Source organism: Candidatus Thiodiazotropha sp. AKAK2 (assembly GCF_058244685.1).
In genome coordinates this window covers 35,876-56,393 of sequence record NZ_JBSYOP010000007.1, presented here as the reverse complement: position 1 = coordinate 56,393, position 20,518 = coordinate 35,876, and the positions used below count along the sequence as shown (strand labels likewise).

15 protein-coding genes are annotated in these 20,518 nt (G+C 49.4%); 6 read left to right on the top strand and 9 right to left on the bottom strand.

Annotated features, from left to right (window positions below; genetic code table 11):
* Positions 1-65: 65 nt before the first annotated feature.
* The 5 genes from AC4IE8_RS02070 to AC4IE8_RS02050 all read right to left on the bottom strand — a co-directional run bounded on the left by AC4IE8_RS02070 (position 66) and on the right by AC4IE8_RS02050 (position 6,526).
* On the bottom strand, positions 66-1,424 hold the full coding sequence (locus AC4IE8_RS02070) for a sigma-54-dependent transcriptional regulator (RefSeq protein WP_068991926.1): 1,359 nt from the start codon (positions 1,422-1,424) through the stop codon (positions 66-68).
* Complete coding sequence (locus tag AC4IE8_RS02065) at positions 1,421-2,824, bottom strand: sensor histidine kinase (RefSeq protein ID WP_490790195.1); 1,404 nt, start codon at positions 2,822-2,824, stop codon at positions 1,421-1,423. Before AC4IE8_RS02065 ends, AC4IE8_RS02070 begins: the two co-directional genes overlap by 4 nt.
* Positions 2,818-3,753: a phosphate/phosphite/phosphonate ABC transporter substrate-binding protein gene (gene phnD / locus AC4IE8_RS02060; RefSeq protein ID WP_490790194.1), complete on the bottom strand. Its 936-nt coding sequence runs from the start codon at positions 3,751-3,753 to the stop codon at positions 2,818-2,820. Before phnD ends, AC4IE8_RS02065 begins: the two co-directional genes overlap by 7 nt.
* Positions 3,737-4,645: a multiheme c-type cytochrome gene (locus tag AC4IE8_RS02055; protein ID WP_071891845.1), complete on the bottom strand. Its 909-nt coding sequence runs from the start codon at positions 4,643-4,645 to the stop codon at positions 3,737-3,739. The genes phnD and AC4IE8_RS02055 overlap by 17 nt, the downstream gene beginning before the upstream one ends.
* 972 nt (positions 4,646-5,617) lie before the next feature.
* The gene (locus AC4IE8_RS02050) at positions 5,618-6,526 is read right to left on the bottom strand and encodes a diguanylate cyclase (protein WP_068991940.1); all 909 of its coding nucleotides are present in this window, start codon (positions 6,524-6,526) and stop codon (positions 5,618-5,620) included.
* A 448-nt stretch (positions 6,527-6,974) separates the two neighbouring features.
* On the opposite strand from AC4IE8_RS02050, the gene AC4IE8_RS02045 reads away from it, so the two are divergent.
* Entirely contained in the window at positions 6,975-8,120 is a 1,146-nt protein-coding gene (locus AC4IE8_RS02045) for an FIST C-terminal domain-containing protein (protein WP_068991943.1), read from the top strand.
* Positions 8,120-9,958, top strand: coding sequence for a putative bifunctional diguanylate cyclase/phosphodiesterase (locus tag AC4IE8_RS02040; RefSeq protein WP_490790193.1), 1,839 nt, complete (start codon positions 8,120-8,122; stop codon positions 9,956-9,958). Before AC4IE8_RS02045 ends, AC4IE8_RS02040 begins: the two co-directional genes overlap by 1 nt.
* Before the next feature lie 945 nt (positions 9,959-10,903).
* On the opposite strand, the gene AC4IE8_RS02035 is transcribed toward AC4IE8_RS02040, so the two are convergent.
* Positions 10,904-13,825 (bottom strand): transporter substrate-binding domain-containing protein, encoded by a 2,922-nt coding sequence (locus AC4IE8_RS02035; RefSeq protein ID WP_490790192.1) that lies wholly within the window; start codon positions 13,823-13,825, stop codon positions 10,904-10,906.
* A gap of 26 nt (positions 13,826-13,851) precedes the next feature.
* Positions 13,852-14,160, bottom strand: a complete 309-nt coding sequence (locus AC4IE8_RS02030) for a hypothetical protein (protein ID WP_490790191.1) — start codon at positions 14,158-14,160, stop codon at positions 13,852-13,854.
* A gap of 225 nt (positions 14,161-14,385) precedes the next feature.
* Between AC4IE8_RS02030 and bufA2 the strand changes: the two genes are divergently transcribed.
* The 4 genes from bufA2 (at position 14,386) to AC4IE8_RS02010 (ending at position 17,473) form a co-directional block, all read left to right on the top strand.
* Entirely contained in the window at positions 14,386-14,670 is a 285-nt protein-coding gene (bufA2, locus tag AC4IE8_RS02025; protein WP_490790190.1) for a BufA2 family periplasmic bufferin-type metallophore, read from the top strand.
* 27 nt (positions 14,671-14,697) lie between these two features.
* The gene (gene bufB / locus AC4IE8_RS02020; protein ID WP_490790189.1) at positions 14,698-15,525 is read left to right on the top strand and encodes an MNIO family bufferin maturase; all 828 of its coding nucleotides are present in this window, start codon (positions 14,698-14,700) and stop codon (positions 15,523-15,525) included.
* Entirely contained in the window at positions 15,522-16,292 is a 771-nt protein-coding gene (locus AC4IE8_RS02015; protein WP_490790188.1) for an HvfC/BufC family peptide modification chaperone, read from the top strand. The genes bufB and AC4IE8_RS02015 overlap by 4 nt, the downstream gene beginning before the upstream one ends.
* Before the next feature lie 845 nt (positions 16,293-17,137).
* Entirely contained in the window at positions 17,138-17,473 is a 336-nt protein-coding gene (locus AC4IE8_RS02010; RefSeq protein WP_068991972.1) for an EF-hand domain-containing protein, read from the top strand.
* Between the two features lie 393 nt (positions 17,474-17,866).
* Here AC4IE8_RS02010 and AC4IE8_RS02005 read toward each other — a convergent pair whose 3' ends face one another.
* Both AC4IE8_RS02005 and AC4IE8_RS02000 read right to left on the bottom strand, forming a co-directional pair.
* Positions 17,867-18,337 carry an aminoacyl-tRNA deacylase gene (locus AC4IE8_RS02005; protein WP_490790187.1) on the bottom strand — a complete coding sequence of 157 codons (471 nt, stop codon included), beginning with the start codon at positions 18,335-18,337 and terminating at the stop codon, positions 17,867-17,869.
* A gap of 1,166 nt (positions 18,338-19,503) precedes the next feature.
* Entirely contained in the window at positions 19,504-20,256 is a 753-nt protein-coding gene (locus AC4IE8_RS02000; protein WP_068991983.1) for a hypothetical protein, read from the bottom strand.
* Between the last annotated feature and the right edge of the window lie 262 nt (positions 20,257-20,518).

Genomic DNA, 20,518 nt, shown 5'->3' with positions numbered 1-20,518 from the left:
TCAGGTCGTGGCGAATTGCAACGGTGGGGCATTTTGCCATGGTGCTTCTGACCACCGGACTCTGTTCAGCTACGTAACTTGCGGTGCAGGGTCGAAACATCGATCCCAAGCCGCCGCGCAGCCTCGCTTTTGTTGCCGTTGCAACGTTCAATCATGTGCTGTATCCAGCGAGCCTCCACCTGTTGTAGGCTGGCATCGGCATCCCAGTTATGGCTTGGGGCGGATGCCGGGTTTGTACCCTCCAGGCATTCCGGTGGTAAATGCTGTTTTTCGATCAGACTGTCATCGGCGAGCACCACGGCACGATGCATGACATTTTCCAGTTGTCGTACGTTGCCCGGCCAGCTATAGCGTTGCAACAGTGCTTCGCATTCATCGCTGAAGCTTGGCGCTGCGCAGCCAAGTTGACGTGCGGTTGTCAGTACAAATCGCTCGGCGAGCGGGATGATGTCGTCACGCCGCTCCCGCAATGGAGGCAGTTGCAGTGGAAATACATTGAGCCGATACCAAAGATCTTCACGGAAACGTCCCTGCTTGACCAAGTCACCCAGCTCCTGATTGCTGGCAATGACCAAGCGCACATCAACCTGAATCGACTGGCTGCCGCCCACACGCCTCAAGCTGCGCTCCTGTACGAACTCCAACAGACGAGTCTGTACCGCGGCACTGGCACTGTTGATTTCGTCAAGGAACAGAGTGCCGGTGTGGGCCAATTCGAGTATGCCGCGCTTACGCGAATCGGCACCGGTGAAGGCGCCTCGTTCATGGCCGAACAGTTCGCTTTCGATCACTGATTCCGCCAGTGCGCCGCAGTTGACACTGAACCAGGGGCCGTTTCTTCTGGCGCTGGTGCTATGGATGGCCTGTGCCAAGACACCTTTGCCGGTACCGGTTTCGCCGCTGAGAAGTACCGGTGTATCCAGATCAGCGATCTTGTCGATCAGCGACATCACATCCTGCATGGCGCGGCTGTTGACCACAGGAGTAGCCTTACCATGTTCGAGCATGGCAAGACGTTGACTGAGGGACTCCATGCGCCGCTCTCTGGCAAGCTGACGCACAATACGCTTCAACGCCAGGCGGACATCTTCGTTGTCGAAAGGTTTGGTAATCAGATCCATGGCGCCGGCACGAAATGCGCGTTGCACATCAGGCACGGTGGCGAAACCGGTAATGATGACAACCGGCAACCCAGGACATATTTCCGCGCTCTTTTCAATCAACTCCAGTCCATTCATGCCTGGCATCTGGATATCAGCAAGCAGTGCATCTGGTGGTTCCCGGGTCAGCGCAGACAGTGCGGTGTGACCATCGGCGAAATGATCAACCACAAAACCACATTTTCTTGCCAGTTCAGCTAACAGACCAGCCATTGCTGCATCGTCTTCAGCGATATATAGGTGGTGAGGGCTGGGTGTGGTCATGTAGTCTCTTCGCCTTGGCTTGCGTAATGGTCCGGCAGAATCAGATTAAAACATGCACCGTTATTGAGGTCTTGTGTAACCATACTCAACTCGGCACCCATCTGAATGGCAATCTGACGGCTCATATACAGTCCTAGGCCGGTGCCCTCTCCCGGTGGCTTGCTGGTGACAAAGGGATCGAACAGTGTCGATTGCAGGTTGCTCGGAATTCCTGGCCCATCATCTTCGACGCGCAGATGGACGAGCCCGGATTCACTGGTGCGAATAACCGATAGGTTGACATGGATTGCGCCGGCCTGCGCAGCATTGGCCAGCAGGTTGAACAGTATTTGTTCCAGGGCGCCGGGATCACCAGTCACAATACAACGTTCCCCTTCAGGTTCGACAGGGGGATTGATTTTCACGTCGTATCCCTTGAGTATCGGCGCAATCAATTCTACCGCACCATTTACTTGTTGATGGAGATCGAAGGCCTGCTGCTCGATCTCTGGCAGGCGTACGGCAGTCAACAGGTTGGTCACCTTGGCTGCGCAGGATTCCGCTTGTTCGATAATCAGCCGGGCCTGATGCTGTTGGCTATCATCGCCACTCTCTTCCAGCAATTGCGCATAACCCTTAATCGACCCCAGCGGTGTATTGAGGTTGTGTGCCAGCCCGGCGGCCATCTGACCGACGACGGCCAAGCGCTGGTCACGGTTCAGGCGTTCGGTAACGCTACGCACCATGTGCTCAGCCTGGTCGCGTTTGGCGAGATGATCCTTGATCTCGCCGCACAATCGTTGGAAGGTCTGTGCCAGGCGTTGTAACTCCTCCGGCAGTCCGGTGGGCTCAGGGCATTGCTCGGCATGCAGCGGGTTGATGGACTGGGCCAGTTGTTGCACCGGCAGGATGAGTTCGCTGTTGATAAACTTACGCAGCGCAAGGAACAGAATTGCCAATACAAGCAACAGCAGGCCGAGGCCGCTTAGCCCGACGCGAAAAAGGGCCTCCACCATGCCCGCTCGGTCGACAGATAAAAAGACGCGGCCGATCTCAGAATTACCGATCGAAAGGCCTTGTTCGACATGAATCAGCGAGGGATTGTCGAGTTCGGGCGAGACACCCGCCTCGGCCAGTAGTTCGCCATCGTTGCGTCGAATGAGAACCGAGACGATGCCGGGTTCACGGGCCAACTCGGTGGTGTAACGCTCCAGTGTCGCATAGTCATATACCAGAATGGCATCCACCGAGAACAGTGCCAGCTGCCGGGCCTGCGATACGGCGCGCTCGGTTAGGTGGGTCTCGAATAGCTTAGAGAGCGCAATATACCCACCACCAGCGAGCACCAGACTCAGCATGACCATGGCCAGCCCGACACCTGCGGTCAGACGCTCTGTCAATGACCAGTTGTGCTTTACCATTGTGGTAGTTCAGCGGGGGTGGATTCCACTGTGGCAATCACACGACGGGCGCGCTGAAAGCGCGACATCTCGGGTTTGGTGAATCGTGTAGCCCCGCCCAGCGCCTGCATGGCTTGGGCAAAACCAGCTGGGTCTTCCGTGGGGGATATCAGTGCACTGCGCAACGCGATGACATGCTTTTGCTCAAGTCCAGGGCGGGCGACGATCAGATGTGGTGGCAATGGTGGGGAGGTGGAGAGAACTCGCAGACCGGGGCTGCGTTCGTTGTATTGCCGTGCGACATCTTCGTTGATTCCACCAGCATCAAAGTCACCATGCAATACCGATAGCGCCACGCGTTCATGTCGTCCGAGGAACGCGTAGTCCCTTAAATCTTCAATTGATAGGCCGGCGTTGCCGAGCATCACACGTGGTACGTAATGACTGCTGAAGGAGTGTGGAGCACCAAATGCCAGTGTGCGGTTGCTCAAATCGGCTAGTTCAGCGATCGGGGCGTCCTCACGCACGACAATCACGCTGTGGTAACTGGCTCTGCCCTGCTTGACCTCGGCGGCAAGCGGAATCAGCTTGTTTTGCGAATGTTTCAGATAGTGGTCCTGAGCCCGCAGAAAAGGGGTTGGCCCCATGTAAGCCAGATCAGCCTGCCCGCTTGAGATGCGCTGAATCTGATCGATGTAGGAACGCGCAATCACCAGTTCCACCGGCAGATTCAGCTGTTCACCGAGGTAGCTTGCCAGCGGGGAGAATTTTGCCAGCAATCTACTGGGATTGTCATAGGGATGGATGATAAGTGACAGTGCTGGACGAGGCGGCTGCTGCGGTTTCGACGGGTCGGGTGACTGAGCGGTGTGTTTCTGGCAGGCCAAGAGTAACAGCGTGAGCACAAGCAGGATGAGCCGGCGCAGCACTGTTTTACTGGCAGGCGCCATCATCCGGTCCACAGCGAAGGGAGTAAAGCAGGTAACTTGATTGTCCTGCCACCTGCATTGCCGAGCGGATCATATCCTTTGATTCCTGAGAAACATCGGATTCATTCATAGCTTTGAGAATAGCAGGATAGACCCGCTCGTAGTAGTCTGCATCCGGATCCACCCAAATTTCAATGTAGCCAACAGCAGTGTTGTCTGTGTTGAAATGGATGGTGCGCTGCTCGTGTGGTTGCAGACGGGAATCATGAATCTCAGTCCATCCGCGAGTTTCGTTCCAATCCATCTTACGCTGGACGGTAGTGATCGGAATTGACTGACCCCTGGCATTTTTCCACTGCACACGAATTCGTGGTGTGATGTAGGTTGGCAAGGCGTGGCCTGCGCCCTGGTTTTGCAGGGTGATCTCAATCTGCTTTTGGTTACGCAACCCGGAAACGATAAGGCCGGACCGTGTCATTTCCGGATCATGTATACCACGGATGTAATGATTACCCTCCTGCAGGTGGCAGCTGATGCAGGTGATGCCCTGCCTGGGGTAGAGGCTCTGCCTCCACTCTTCAACTGTGTTTTCCAAGGGCTTGCCGTTAACCAGAATACCATTGTCAACAAACTGATGGCAGTAGACACAAGACTCATAAGTGACAGGACTTCTGGTGACTGGGACTTCAGATGGATGAGGACTTGTTAAATGACCATGACAGGAAAAACAGCTAACCGAACCGCTCCAATTACCCAAGGCCTCTCCGGTTTCAGTGTTAGGGAAATGGCAACTCAGGCAGTCGGCAATTGTCTCCCCATCGAACAGGGCAAATTGCCCCAGCACACCTGGACTAAGGGCTTTTGCATGCAGGGAATGACGCCATTGATCAATGACCTTTTCATGGCAATCCATGCATTGACGGTTAGCAGGGTTATTCGTACTATTTGAGGAAGCCTCTGAATCATGTGCAGATACGAGCAGGATCACTAGCGCAGATGTTGTTACCGCGAGCAAGTTCAGCATGTTGAAATTATCATAAATATGAGACTGAAGTTTCAGTAGAATAAACGCAACACCCCCTAGTTATCAACTCAACAGACGGAAACAGGACAGATATAAACGAATTACCGGTTATTCAACCTCAGTCAATTCAAGGCCCTTTACTTCAGTCCGATTCTACCCTGTTCCAATGCCTTTCTGATCTTCAAAGTTATGCCATGTAAAAACCGTCCAAAGTTCAACTCCGGACGTTTTTACGGCTTTAAGAATCAAGCAACCAAATGAGCCACAATCTCCTGCCCCCGCTTGACGGATACCACATCCTCCATCTTGACGAAGCCGAGATACTTGAATTAGCTAGAAACCTGATTTAGCTCGATACCCATCCATTATTTCTATCAAGCAGAAAAACGGATAGCGGTATCAGTGCGTACTGAGCGTGTACTTCGCTTAATCCTGGCAAATTCATCACTACAAGCCGTGTCAATCTCAATAAGTTGACGATTATTTTCTTATTTACACCCTATTTCACCGCTGGATCTAAATGGATCGTTGATTATTGTTACCCTGTTTCCATCAACAGGAAAGTGCTTCAGAGATGGGTATTTTGTTTATTCCCAATGCTGGGCTTAAGGTGTGTACAATAATCTGGGGTTATTTGATCAAGGCCCGTATATGGAGAAGTGAAGGTGAAAAGGTTTGCTGCCTTTCATCAGTATCTGTTCAAACACCTCAGCGGGAACCGTGGAGCTGTACGGCGAAGATAAATGTTATTTAGGTCATCCGTAATTCATTTATTTATCAGCAAGATAACAGGCGTATTGGAGTGGAGGTCTAGGAACTTCCATTGGCAGCGGTTTTTGAGCAAGTAGTCAGCACATCACTTCATGATTCGATAAGATCAGCGTTCATGTTCTCCCAAGCTATCAAGCGATTTCTACCGGTTGTTTTGGCATGATACAGCGCCTGGTCAGCACGATGAATTGACTCTTCGATAAATATTTCGTTTGATAAAGCTGTCATGCCAAATGATGCCGTAATTCGCATTTCTGCTTTGGTGATGCCTGAGATAATCAGATTTTCAATACCGCTCCTCAATCTCTCGACCGCACAATTTGCTGTACTCAGGTCTGTACCGGGCAAACAAAGCAGAAACTCTTCTCCACCATAGCGAAACACCATATCGAAAGGACGGATACTGTCTAAGATGTATCTGATGACAGTCTTCAACACCATGTCACCTTCCTGATGACCATGATTGTCGTTGATTTGCTTAAAGTGATCAAAGTCCATCATGGCGATACTGCATGTAAACGCACTCCTTTTAACCAGCTCATGTTGCCTTCGTAACTCTGTCAGCATGCCTGACCGTGTACGTGCGCTTGTCAGGGAATCCACATTAAACAGGGAATCCTGCAACTCACGTTGTAAGCTCATTATCTGCATGCGAAGACGCTCAACGGACTTGGAAAATTGATCGTACTTATCAATCTTTGAAACAGTGGCATCCTGACACTCTATCAACAACTCCGTAGCAAGATTATGCATATGATGGTGCTCTTTCTCAATGGCATTGAAGCCATCGTGACGCAGAAGAATTTCATCATCCAATCGATAATACCACTTGCCAAAATCACAGTTCCGATGCGCATCCGGTAAAAGATCCTCCGGTTTGCAAGGTACGCGACAGGCAAGAGAGCGATTTACGTTTTGAAACCATATTTGGTGGTTTTCTATAGCACGATCCAACTGCTCAATGATGTATTTTATCTTTTCGTGACCCAGTCTAAACATAGACCCATCTCCAATACGAAAAAACTTCACTCCAATCAGTAGATTCAATTGTTATATATCATTTAGTATTATAAACAAAAAAAATAGATACAAATAATCTTTATGAATGATACACATAGACCGATTCTGGCATTCACCGTCATGATGGCGGATTACTAAGCCGGACACAGCCGTAATATAAAACTCAGTGACTGGTCCAAAGCGAATGCTAGCACCGTACAAGGCAAGATATGAGAACACATGATTGAATTCATGCGAGCCAGGTGATTGTTTATCTGTTGAGGTAACAGACAGGAACCCCGCTTCATATTGATCTGTGATCAACAACCGCTTTTGAGCGTAGCAGGTGACTGTAGATCACCATGGCCAGTCACTAAAAGACTTGGCGATCATTGCCTTACATGGTTATATAGACCGTATCTTCCCAATCACGAATCCAAAGACACTCATGAACAGAGTCTTTTCCAGTGTTCAGCTCGAAGAAAGCAGTACTGTTTCAGCGCTTCGAGACAGCTTGCAGGCAGCAATCGATCAAGGCGCGAAGGGGCTTTTACTGCTGATAGGCAGTGCCAACGAGATCGATCTCAAACAACTCCCAAGTCTGTTGCGTGAACTTTCTATTCCCGCTGTGGGCGTGGTTGTTCCAGGTGTGTTGCTTCAGGATCAAGTTTATGAGGATGGTATCGCGGTGTGTGGCCTTACATCCACTTCAGCAGCCACTGTGGTGCCCAACATCAACAGATCGGAGCATGAGCTCAACCATGATATACAGCAGATACTGAACATGAACCCCAATCCCTCGGGGGTGTTGATCGTCATTGATGGTCTCTCCCGGGGTGTGGATAATTTTGTCACCACGCTGCACGACTGTATCGGGCCTGATGTGCAGGTCATAGGTGCCGGTTGCGGCTATAGGGATTTCTCTATCCAGCCGAATGTGATCACCGCCGATGGTTTATTGTTGAATGCGGCGCTATTGCTATTCACCACCCTGGAACTGGTGACCAGTGTTAGTCATGGTTGGGAGCCAGTAGAAGGGCCGTTTCTCATCACGGACGCCTTGGACAACCAGATTCAGCAGATCAACTACCAACCAGCCTTTCCGTTTTACCTGAACATTCTCTCCCAACACCTAGGGCGTACGGTGGCGGTTGAGGAGTTTGCGGCGCTGGCGAATCACTACCCTTTTGGCATGGCCCAATTAGACAGTGAGTTTCTGGTGCGTGATCCGGTCAATCGTGTGAGAAACGCTATTGTTTTTGCTGGGGCGGTCCCAACCAATGCCATGGTCTATCTGTTGCACGCCAGTCCTCATGAGCTGGTGCAAGCCGCAGGCAGTGCTGTCGCCAATCTTCGTGATCGTTTCTCCTCTCGCTATGGCCAGGAGACAGGCTTGAATGTATTTTTGATCGACTGTATCTCCCGGCGCATGGTACTGGGTGAACACTACGGTGATGAATTGGCAATCATACGTCAGTGCCTGCCGAACAACGTCTCGGTACTGGGCATTCTCTCCATCGGGGAGATAGCCAACTCCCACCAGGGGGGGATTCAGTGGTTGAATAAAACGACTGTGATTGGTGGCTTGGCCTGATGAGCGATTCACGCCAGATCGATACGCTGAATCTGATCTCCATTCAGCATGAGCTGGCGATGAATATCGGCCTTGATCCTCAACTGGTACCGATGGTACGACATCTGATGAAGGTCTGTTTGCGTCGTCTTTCCGTGCGCCGTGCTTATCTGTTTCTGCGCATAGACGAAGATGAATTGCTACCTGTCGATGCTTATCCTGGGCCTGAGAAGAGTGTCTTTTTTGCCTTGCCGGCTGACCATCAGGCTGAAATTCTCGAAACACCGCAAGTGGGTGAGTGGATTGTAGACTTCTTCCGCGGAGCTTTGACTTCAGCGGAAGTGACTGTGTTTCAGTTTGGACGACAGTTTGTCTATGCCTATCCACTTGCTGACAACGGTGTGCTGCTACTCGACCGTAGAAATACCCCACTGCCGGATATTCTGGTGGGTGCACTGACTCCGGTTTTCGAGCGCTTGCGTCAGGGTTGTGAAGCTGCCATCAAACACGAGCAGATCATCCATGAGATGGAGCGCAGGAGGGTCGCTGAAAGGCGGATCGAGCACCTTGCCTTTCATGATGATCTGACCGGATTGCCAAATCGAAGACACTTGCTCAAACAGCTGAATCAACTTTGCAAAGGGCATGGAGCGGGTCAGGGTTTTTGTGCACTCATCTATTTAGGCTTGGATAACTTCAGTGACATCAATGAGTCTCTCGGTTATCAGATTGGGGATGCCGTGTTGGGCGCCATCTCGAAGCGGTTTGTTTTTGCCGATGAGAAACTGGCGGCAATCGCTCGCCTGGATGGGGATGAGTTTGGTCTTCTGATCACCGACTTGTCCGCAGAAGAATCAGCCGCAAATGAACGCGTCGTGGCATTAACCCGCTGGCTTCTACTGCAGATTGAGCAACCCTGTGAACTCGATGAGCGTACGGTCAGTGTTGCGGCCAGTGCAGGTATCGCCATTTTCAAGGCTGATGACGATCGGCCTCAGGCGGTGCTTAGTCATGGCCGTTCGGCACTTCGCCGTGCCAAATCGCTGGGCCGGAACACCATTCATCTGCATGATACCTCGTTGGATGAGGAGACCAGCCACCGTCTGAGTCTGGATTACGATATGCGCTCGGCACTCAAATCCGGTGAATTTCAACTCTGGTTACAACCCCAGGTTGATCAACAAGGCCGGATAATCGGGGCTGAAACCCTGATTCGTTGGAACCATCCGGACAAAGGACTGCTGTTACCCAACAGTTTCATACCTATGGCCGAGAAATCCGGTTTCATTGTGCCGCTGAGCGAATGGGTTTTGATTGAAGCCTGTCGACTGGTCAAGTTGCTGAATACACAAGGTGCCTGGCCTGCCGGGGCGAAACTCGGGGTCAATCTCAGCGCAAAACAGTTTCATCAACCCGATTTTGTCAATCGTGTCCTAACTACGATCAGAGAACGGAATGTCTCCGCAGAACAGATTGAACTGGAACTGACAGAGCGAACCTTACTTGATAATGTTGAGGAGGCGATCGAAAAAATGCAACGACTGAGAGAGGCGGGTTTACAGATATCCATCGATGATTTCGGTACCGGTTACTCTTCACTTGCTTATCTGCGCAGATTGCCCATCAATCGAGTCAAGATTGATCGCGCTTTTGTCGCCAATATCGATTCCAGTACGGATGATCAGGCCATAGTCGAAGTGATTATCTCAATCGCGCAACATTTCAACATGCAGGTAATTGCCGAAGGAATCGATCGGCCGGAGGCTCTGCAGACCTTGGTTGCGATGGGTTGCCATCAGTTTCAGGGTTACCTATTCCATCGACCAATGCCTCCGGTGTCGTTTCTGGCATTGAGCTAGGGTTTATCAGCACACGTAAATGTGTTGACTTGGCGACCCTGATCAGCTGCACAATTTTTGGTAATTAATTCGATGAGGTTGGCCTGCTTCAACACCCAGACGGCGTTTTCAATCGACTTCATAATCGGATCACTTGCCTTCAAACCAGACCACGTCGAAGTAGAAGAAGGGATTTGCTCCCTTTAATCGTTATTCAGAATCCCTGCCCTCTACAACGGTCAGATATCCAATGACCAAGTTCGAATTAGTCAGTTTGATTGACGTTTTTTAATGCTCATGAATGCGAAATCATGTATAAACTTCTGTATAAGAGCCGAAAAGACTATAAATACAGGTATTGCGGTATAGAGGAGGGAGCATGGAAAGTTATCCGCTTTTCGAAATTAGTGAAACCGCTCGAAATCAGGCAGTTGAATGCTATGATTGCCATGCCTGCCTTGAAGATCCAGAGTTCGAAATATGTAGAGTTGAATTCCATATCGAAGATGCCTCGGTAATTCTTTCAAACAGCGACCGATGTAGACTGTGTGGATACGGTCAACCCTTTGCGGGTTGGCATATATGCGCATGTCCTGTTCGCCAGGAACTTTACATTCGGCATGGTGTTTAATCTTAACTCCGCTGAAGCGGAGCTAGGACTCACATTCTGGTGGTAATCCCAAGCCTGTATAGTAATGATTTATGTGGCAATTAATGGGGTCAATGCCACTGCTGCCCCGTTTATTCCACTGGAATTGGTGTCTCAACCAAGTTCAGGATTGGTATTTTTTCTTGTCAGCAACACTTAAATTAACGGAAGTCATTGAGAATATCAAAATCCCCAGGCACCATCGGCGTAGCCTTGAATGCATAGTTATCACCATCAGAATAAACCAAGCTTCATATACATCTCGAATTTGTCCCGTTATTGATTATTCTCTATGAGGCAGTCCAGCAGAAGGCGACTCATCGATATTCAACTCTGTTTCTGCCCTTCTCCTTAGCCAGATAAAGTGCCTCATCCGCTCTTTTTATCAATTCGTTAACACTCTCATCCGCCTGATACACAGATACACCCAGACTGGCTGTTTTGTTCTCACCTGTTGAAAAAGCGTGTTTGGATATGCTGCTTCGGAGATTCTCTGAAAATGCGACCAAGCCATTCAACGTTGTTTCCGTGCAAATGACCATAAACTCTTCACCTCCCCATCGGCCTACAACATCGCTTCGCCTTGAGCTGCGCCGCAATATATCTGCAAACTCCTTCAGCACCTTATCACCCTTTTGATGACCATAGGTATCGTTGGTCCTTTTGAAATAGTCAATATCCATCAAAATGACACCAAAATTGGATTTAGATCGGTTGGCCCTGTTGGACTCATAGAGAAGAACCTCATCCAGCTTGTGCCTATTATAGATCTTCGTCAAATTATCCGTAATGACCAACTCTCTAAGAAGTCTGTTTTTTTCCTCGATCAGCCGGTGTGAAGTTTCCAACTTTTCGTTAATTGTCCTGATAGACCGATTTTTGTAAGTAACGACAAGAATAATGGTTACGAAAAACAAACTGATATAGATGAGCTTTTTATAATCGACCTTTTCAAGAACCTGTAGCGAAAACCACTTCTGTTGAATCTCAGTGTGTTCTTCTGCCGAAATTTTCCGTAGCCCTTTGCTCAAAATAGACGTTAATTCCGGCCACTCCTTTGGACCCACAAAGCTAAATTTTATGTCATCGTATCCGGAGGGAGCTGCCACTTGAAGATCGCTCATCCCCTTTCGATTAATCATATAGTTAACAATCGCTAGGTTGCCCAAGTACGCATCGACCTCTTGATTCCGTAGCATCTGGAGTGCATCGAGTGTGGTGTTGGCTGATATGACTCTGATACTTGGATAGTCCCTCGACACCCATTGGTGTGTAATAAATCCCTTTTCGATAGCAAGTACTTTTCCAGATAGATCTGACATTTGACCAACGTATCCTGACGAATTGTGAGTCACGATCATGATCGGGTTCGCCAAATAGGGATCACCAAACGAGAACTCATCTCTTCGTTCTGCCGTTTCTACGGCGTACAGCAAGGTATCATAGTCTCTCCGGTCACTTTTTACCGACTTAAGCGCTTCAGAGATCGGGCGGTCATCGATAACAAATTCAGCATTGAAACCGGTTTTATTGGCCACCGCTTTGACGTAATCCACTGCAATCCCGGCTGCGATGCCATCAAGACTGAACTCATAGGGAGCCCTGTCTCGATTGACCCTAAACCGAATAGTAGGTTTCTCCTCCAAAAAAACACTTTCATCTTGTGTAAGCGCATTAGGATCTTTCTTTACCTCGGATGCGCCGAGCCATTTCAGTTGAAGCTCTTTTTTCTCCGCAGGCGAGATCGACTTCATTCCCTTTCGCAAGATGGTAGCAAGAACCGGAAGATCTTTACGCGTGGCAATATTCAGCAATGAGTATTCGGGATCACCCATCAGGGCTTCGCCGCTGATCGCCAGATCGGACATCATGTGATCATTCAAAAGATGGTTAAAGACCGCTAGCTCTCCCAGCGCAGCATCAGCCTTCCCGAAAGTCACGGCTTTCATCGTTTCCAACATATTGTTCAGCGGTAACAGTCTGATCTCCGGATAATTCTTGCTCAGAATCTCTTCCGTAAAAAAGCCTTTCGGTACTGCCACCGTTTTCCCAAAAAGCGACTTTATACTTTCATAGGGTTTATCTTTCTTGCTGAGAATGGCGTTTGGATTGTCTGCATATGGCTGGGTAAACAGAAGGTATTTTTTCCGCTCCGGGGTCTTGACGATGTTCAGCATCACGTCCAGGGTGCCCATTTTCATCATCTGGAGAAACTCGTTCCACGAAGGCCCGGATACATATTCAACATCAAACCCTACTCTTTCAGCGACCAAATTCATGAAATCGATTGAGAATCCCTGAGGATCTCCATCTTGCGTATAATTAAAGGGTGGCCAGTTCAACTCGTTATGCACACGAATGGCAGGATGCGACTGAATGAAATCACGTTCTTCGTCCGTCAGGGGGGATACGAGTCGCTTTTTTACGATGTTGGACAACCATTTTTGTTGAAGCCTCTTTTTATCCTCTGGACTTATTGACGCTATGCTTTTTCTCAGAATGGAGGCGAGAAGAGGAAGATCTTGACGTGTAGCAATATTTAACAGAGAGTACTCGGGATTTCCCATCAAAGCTTCACCGCTGATCGTCAGACCGGACATCATGTGCTCATTCAAAAGATGGTTGAAAACCGCCAACTCTCCCAGTGCCGCGTCGGCCTTCCCAAAAGAGACCGCCTTCATCGTTTCCAGCATATTTTTCACTGAAAGCAGTCTGATCTCAGGATAGTCCCTAATAAGAATCTCTTCCGTAAAAAAGCCTTTTGGTATCGCCACCGTTTTTCCGAAAAGCGACTCTATCTTTTCATAAGGTTTCTCTTTCTTACTTAGGATGGCATTCGGATTGTCTGCATAGGGCTGGGTAAACAATAGGTATTGTTGACGTTCCGGGGTCTTGACGATATTCAGCATCACATCGAGCGTACCCGTTTTCATCATCTCGAGGAACTCACTCCATGAAGGGCCAGTTACATACTCAATTTCCAAACCAGCCCGCTCAGCGACTAGATTTATGAAATCGACGGAAAAGCCCTGGGGTTTTCCATTTCGTACGTAATTAAAGGGCGGCCAGTTAGTTTCGTTATGTACACGGATAACGGGACTGGACTCTATGAAGGCCCGTTCATCTTGAGTTAACTCAAGTGGCTCTGCAGTTGCTGTCAGAGCGAGACCAAGCAGTAAAAATACTGTAATTATCGCTTTCAAAGTGATACCACTAAAAACACACTGAATCTTACTCATTGAAACGGCCTGGATGCCTTATCTATTTATTCTGGATTAAATCTTGAAACCATCATAACAGAGTGAAAAATCCTGTCTTTCAATCTCAAGCCATGCTGCCGAAAACCATTCAGTTGATGACAATGCCCACATCCGGCGGCTTTACGGCTTAATTTGGGCAACAGGCCACCAGGCAACCTCTCCTTCTGACGCTGTGCCATGTAGAGATGGGTAAAAAAAGTCCGCTGCCAAGCAAACCAGTCCGATTGCGGCGAAGCCCGTACTGCCGGGAACCACTCAGGGGGTTGCGGTAAAATGCCCTTCGACTGTAAGCACTTAAGAATATTATCGATCACCGCCTGACCCTCTAACCAGCCCTTCCCCTTTCTTTACCGTCTGAAACGGAAATTCGGTCCGGCACCTTTTCTGATCGAAGGGTAGCCCCTGATGTAATGAATTGTTATCTCGCCGTGATAAATATGTGAGACTTTTTCACCAGAATTCTTTACTCACACCTGAGCCAGGGCTCGCCGTCGTAGCACCCCCTGCTTAGACACCAATAGTCATTTAGGAGAAAACAGATGAAAAAATTCACTATCCCTTCCAGCTTTGCCACCGCAGCCCTCGCAGTGGCACTGAGCGCGCCTGTCGGTGCCGCAGAATCACCCGCAGGCAGCCACGGCGCTGCTATCGGCGCTGGCGACAAGGTGCATTGCTACGGAGTGCACTCTTGCAAAGGAAACTCAGACTGTAAGACCGCCGAGCATGCCTGTAAAGGTCAGAATAAATGCGGCGGCCATGGCTTCAAGGGCATGAAAGCAAAAGACTGCCTGGCAGCCGATGGCGTCATCGCCGACATCAAATAGTAAACCATAACTAATAAGGATGCAGAGATGACTTCTGGTTTTGGACTCGGGCTACGCACCCAACACTACAATGATTTTCTAGCCGGCCCCCAACCGGTGGAATGGCTGGAAGTCATTTCTGATAACTACATGGTCGATGGCGGAAAGCCGCTGGCCATGCTTGACAAAATTCGCGCCGATTACCCGATGGTGATGCACGGCGTTTCCATGTCGATCGGTGCAATCGACGGCTTGGATAAAAACTATTTACGCAAACTCAAGGTTCTCGAGCAACGCATCGAGCCCATGTGGGTATCGGATCATTTGTGCTGGGCCGGCGTTCATGGACGTATCCTTCACGATTTGCTACCGCTTCCCTATACCAATGAAGCGCTGCAAATCATCAAGCGCAACGTCAATGAGGCACAGGAAGTGCTGCAACGTCCTCTGGTTTTGGAGAATGTATCCAGCTACGTAGAATACAAAGCATCCGAAATGACCGAATGGGAATTTCTGACAGAGGTCAGCCAGACGACTGGCTGCCAGATATTGCTCGACATCAACAACATCTACGTTAGTGCCTTTAATCATGGCTTTGATCCCTTGCGGTTCATCGAAGGCGTGCCGGCCGACCGTGTCGTCCAGTTCCATCTGGCCGGCCACCTGAACAATGGCGACCATTTGATCGATACCCATGACCACCCGGTCTGTGACGATGTTTGGGATCTGTACCGGCAAGCGCTGATGCATTTCGGTTACATACCCACAATGATTGAGCGCGACGCCAATATCCCACCACTGGCAGAGCTCCTGTCTGAACTGGATATTGCCCGATCAATTGCCAATGACGTTCTAAATCAGGAAATCGCCGTATGAACCTAGAAGAATTGCAAACCCGGTTTCAACGCAACCTACTCGCTGCAGAGTGCTCCGAAGCAGACTGGATTAGAGAATCCGCCGCTGGATTGCCCAGCCAAGAGCGCCTGGGTATTTATCACAACGCCTACCGTATTCGACTGATCGACGTATTGCTGGACACCTTTGAACATACCGCCATCTACCTGGGGGATGAGTGGTTCCAACAGCTCGCTTCGACTTACGTTCAGGCACACCTGTCGACGAACACCAACATCGGGTTTTACGGTCAGGATTTCCCCCGTTTCCTGGCTGAGCAATTTCCCGGTGACAGGGAGATATCGGAACTGGCGCTGATGGACTGGAAGCTGCGCAGGGCGTTCGATGGCGCCGACAGCGACCTGTTGACCCACGACGACCTGCAACGCCTTGCCGCCGCCACGGAAATCAGCGACATCCGTTTGCAGCCTGTACCTACGCTGAGCACCACCACACAACACCACAATACCCTCGATATCTGGCATGCCATCGACCAGGACGGGCAGCCGCCGGTCGTTGAGCAGTCGGCGCAACCCATCGAAGTATTGATTTGGCGCAAGGGTCATTCACCCCATTTTCGGAGTATCTCAAAGTTTGAATCCGCGGCTTTGGCCCGTGTCTGCACCGGAGACACGCTGGAGGCCGTTGGCGCATATCTGGCGCAGGATTTCCCCGATGTCGATGTCGTGACTGAGTTCGGATTGATGTTGCAGCGCTGGCTTGACGATGAGCTGCTGTCAAAAGGGTAAATACCGACGAACCGGAGTCATGCCAATCGACGCTATCGCCAATTTCTCCCGGCGAGTCGCGGCTTGACTCCGCCCCCGCCAACATCGACGCAAAAAAACCGGCAGTCTCGGTGACGCCGGTTTCTTCCGGGATCAATTAGAAACGATCTACAAGTTACGGTATTTTCTCCGCCTCACTGAATCGCTATTTGCTAATTTTTAGAACTTCCGCGTGTGGAGTATACCCATTGACAACCGTGTCCAATGCATGACATTGATAATTCGACCAGAGATAATCAGCCGATTTAAAATAAACCATACGTGATATCACATCTAAAAGGATCGCTAAGGCTTGGTTCACTCTCACCACAAGTAACCAGTATCTCGAAGCATCGTTCGACTGTAACGGTCTCTCAGCTTGAGAACGAAGCAAGAGATATGGGTGAAAAAGCCCGCTGCTTAGCAAGCCAGTCACATTCCGGCGACGTCAATACTACCCGTAACAACTGAGGTGGTTGCAGCAAAATGCTCATTGACTGGTTGTATTGAAGAATCATGTCGATCACCACCTGATCCTCTATACAACCCCTCCCCCTTCTTTACCATCTGAATCAAAAATTCGGCCCCGCACCCTTTTTTCGATCGAGGGATCGGAGGCAAGCCAATCGATGATATCGCCAGTTTCTCACTGCGTATTGTGGCTTGACTCCGACCCCTGATATATCGCTCCTAATGTAATGAATTGTTATTCCGCCGTGATAAATATGTGAGCCTTTTTCAGCAGAATTATTTACTCACACCTGTGCCGGGGATCGCCGTCTTAGCGGCCCCTGCTCAGACACCAATAGTCAGTTAGGAGAAAACAGATGAAGAAAATTGCTGCAACTACTGCACTCGTTTTGACATTAGCATTACCTAGTGTTGCTGTTCACGCACAAGACAATCCGTTCGCCGGAAATCCCGACCTTTACGGTCATTTTCTTGCAATGGAAAAAATGAAGATGACACAAGGTATGATGGACAAGAATAAGGATGGAATGATCAGCAAGGATGAGTACATGGACTATGCTGAGAAGTCTGCTAGCAAGGGTTTCATGATGACCGACATGAATGATGATGGAATGATTTCCAAAGACGAGTTCATGTTCAGCAACCCTGATCTATATGGTGGCGACAGGTTTATCTACGGTGGATTCTTGTAAGAGTCCTTGTATCGGGGGCTGAACTGCCCCCGGTATCAGGTTCCAATTCGATCCATTCGCAACGAGAAGTATCGGTAATATAAAAGCACCCCCTCATATCAGGTCGGAAAGCTGACAGCAGTAACACTCTATAAATAGCTTTTGCCCGGTCAACCTTTTGCTAAACCTCCAAGAATCCCTAGTAAAATTGACCTCTCCTACTGCCTTCATGGCCTTCTGACTGAATCCGGGCAGGCCGCTAGGCAAACACCCTTAGAAAAAGGGCTTTGACCCCTTTAATCGGTGGGGCATGGCCCCACCCTTCCTGAAAATACCGGGACAGCAGAAGGAGTCCCTTTCATCCTTGCCACCGCTCACTGACCCGGCTTCAACAACTTCCCTCTTTATCGTCGCTCAGTGGTGTCGAGTCACATCAACCAGTTCTGCTTCACCCAATAGATGGGCGAACTCCTCACCGGAGACCTTGATCAGATGCTCATGGTCCCCCGACTCGAAATAGACTTCGTTTTGATTCAGCAGATTGCTATCGACCAGGGTGATCAGTCGATAGGCCGTGCCGAGTGGTGGTATGGCGCCACGTTCACAGTCGGGAAAAAGCTGCATCAGCTCGTTCTCGGTCGCCAGGCCAACATCTCTGCCCAGCAGTTTGTGTAGCTTGCCCAAGTGAATATGGTAGTCCGAAGGGACGACTACCATCATGAACTCATCACCCTCCTTGACGATAACCGCTTTGGCCAGGTGGTCACTCTCAACATGTGCTGCGCCAGCGCTCTCCATACTTGATTGAGTGTGTCGGTGAGTAATGACTTCAAAGGGTATGGATTGACCCTCTATATAGGATCGGACGGTATTGGAAATACTCATGGCTCGCCTCCCAATGGATTTTCAGGTGATTGGCCATTCTGTACAGGATGCTGCTCTGTATAGAGATTACCTATGATTAACGGCAACTCCAGGTGCCTACATGACCTCAGCTTCCAGGTCACTCCCATTCCGGACATTTGAATGCCCAAGGATCAATCGATTATATAAAATATATCGGGACAGACCAGGGCACGTTGGACTACCTGGTAAGAATTGATCAGGGGCTGATTTAAAGTCTAGTCAATCTATATGGGTAGAAAGAGAAGGAAGACACTATGGCATGTGTGGTTTTCCCTGAGATTACACTATCTTTAAGCTGTTATTATGAAGTTATATCGAGAGCACTGGTACCATGGCAGCCTAAACGGCTATTAACGTAACTGACTCTGGTTGAAGATTAACAGCATGAAAAAGTCACTCAGTCTGCTCTGCCTCCTCATCACCAGTTCGGCCATGAGCGCCTAATTCCATAGAATCGATACAGAGACAGGGATAGAAACCTGGCAGACAACAACAGATGGCGCCACCGTTTCTCTGACGCAAATCCTGCCGGTTCAAGTTCACGCCTTCTATGTGAATCGTGGCTTTTCCATTGACTCGATTGAACCCTATGCAAGCTCATGCATATATATGACTGTTCTACGCAATGATGCCGCCAAGGGTATTCCCATTTTCAAGTGGCGGATTGGCGCATCATTACGGAATCTGAAGAGTGCCCCCCTGTCAACAAGCGGCTGAATTGAGCGTCTGAAACCGGCCAATCAAGGCAAGGTGGCGATGATTGCTTTTCGCTGGGCGCAGTTTCCTACTCAGCACGCCTATCAGCCCGGAGGTGACTGGAACCAGGGAATGTTGTCCATAGCTTTGAATGCTGGAGAGAGGTTCAAATTAATTGCACGCTGGACTGTTGACGACAGTGCTTTTGAAGGAGAACTAGTCAATGTTCGCTGTGCCCACGAAAATCAGTAGCATCTTGATACTCTCATTGTTTTGTATCCTCCCCTCTAGCGCGTAGAGTAAGTTACCTCCCCTCACCCACGGATTGACGGTTATACCGATAGGGCTTTGCCCCCTTATATCCGGGCACGACGCTCCAGCTGGATCGTTCTTTTATTGTTAATCCTATTTCCATCAGCAGGAAGAGGATTATGGGATTAGGTGCTATTTCACTTGTTAATTCTCGGCCGGTTTCTCTTGTCCGGCCTTGGGGGCTTTGTTCTTGTTGTTGGCGGTGTGGGTTGCACCTTATCGCGTTTCCAGCCTGTTGGCATTTTATACCAGGGCCCTTCAAATTCCAGGCCCGTTACAAGTTCATACGATTCCGGAATTGCGCTCCTTTGCTTATGCTTTACATACTTAATCCAGTCCAATTTAATCCCGGTTAGGAATGCGTATTCTGCACCCGCATTTCCGTAAAGATCGAGGGCGACGACCTGTCCGGAGCCATCGGTCATAAGCTTGGCAAATCTCCCCTGCCTGTTACCTATGGAAATGCCTTTGTGCTTAAAGCCTGGGCTGACAACTCTCAATTCAGGCAGTTCAATCCAGTATACGTAGTTGCCGGCATATCCGCCGCAGGCAGGTGTTGGATCTGTGGAGATCCAAAATGTGTCATTCCGCTTTTCCTTCTTCACAAGTACTCTGAGATCATTGAGGTTGGGGCAGAACGCCTCTCTTCGCCGCTGGTAATCTTGCTCGCCCTCTGTCGATCGTCGAATGAGTGCAAGATCTAATTGCCTTTTCAGCATGTTGGAAACTAATGCATTGTTCACATTTGGAGGATTGTATCTGCCTTTCAAACAATATGAGGCAATCACATTCAGTGCTGCATTTCTATCCAAAGACTGCCATGCCTTGAACCCATGACGTTTGATCAACTTTTCTGGTGTGGTGGTAACACCTCGAAATACTCTAGTCATGTCACTTCACTCCATGTTAATTGTTTATCCGCTAGATCCCGTGCTCGTTTGAGTGTGAATCGTGAATCTCAATGCGCCTTGTCGGCCCTTGGCTTATAGGTGTTTTTCACCGATGCTCTATCCGTAAGTACACTTGGATTCAGTGAAGGCACTCTGTAAATCCGTATGCCAGGCAATAAGGGCTGGCCGACGAGCACTCTTCATGAATGGTTAAATGAGTTCCCCTTTACTGTTGAGTGTAGCAGTGAATGATGGCGTTGAT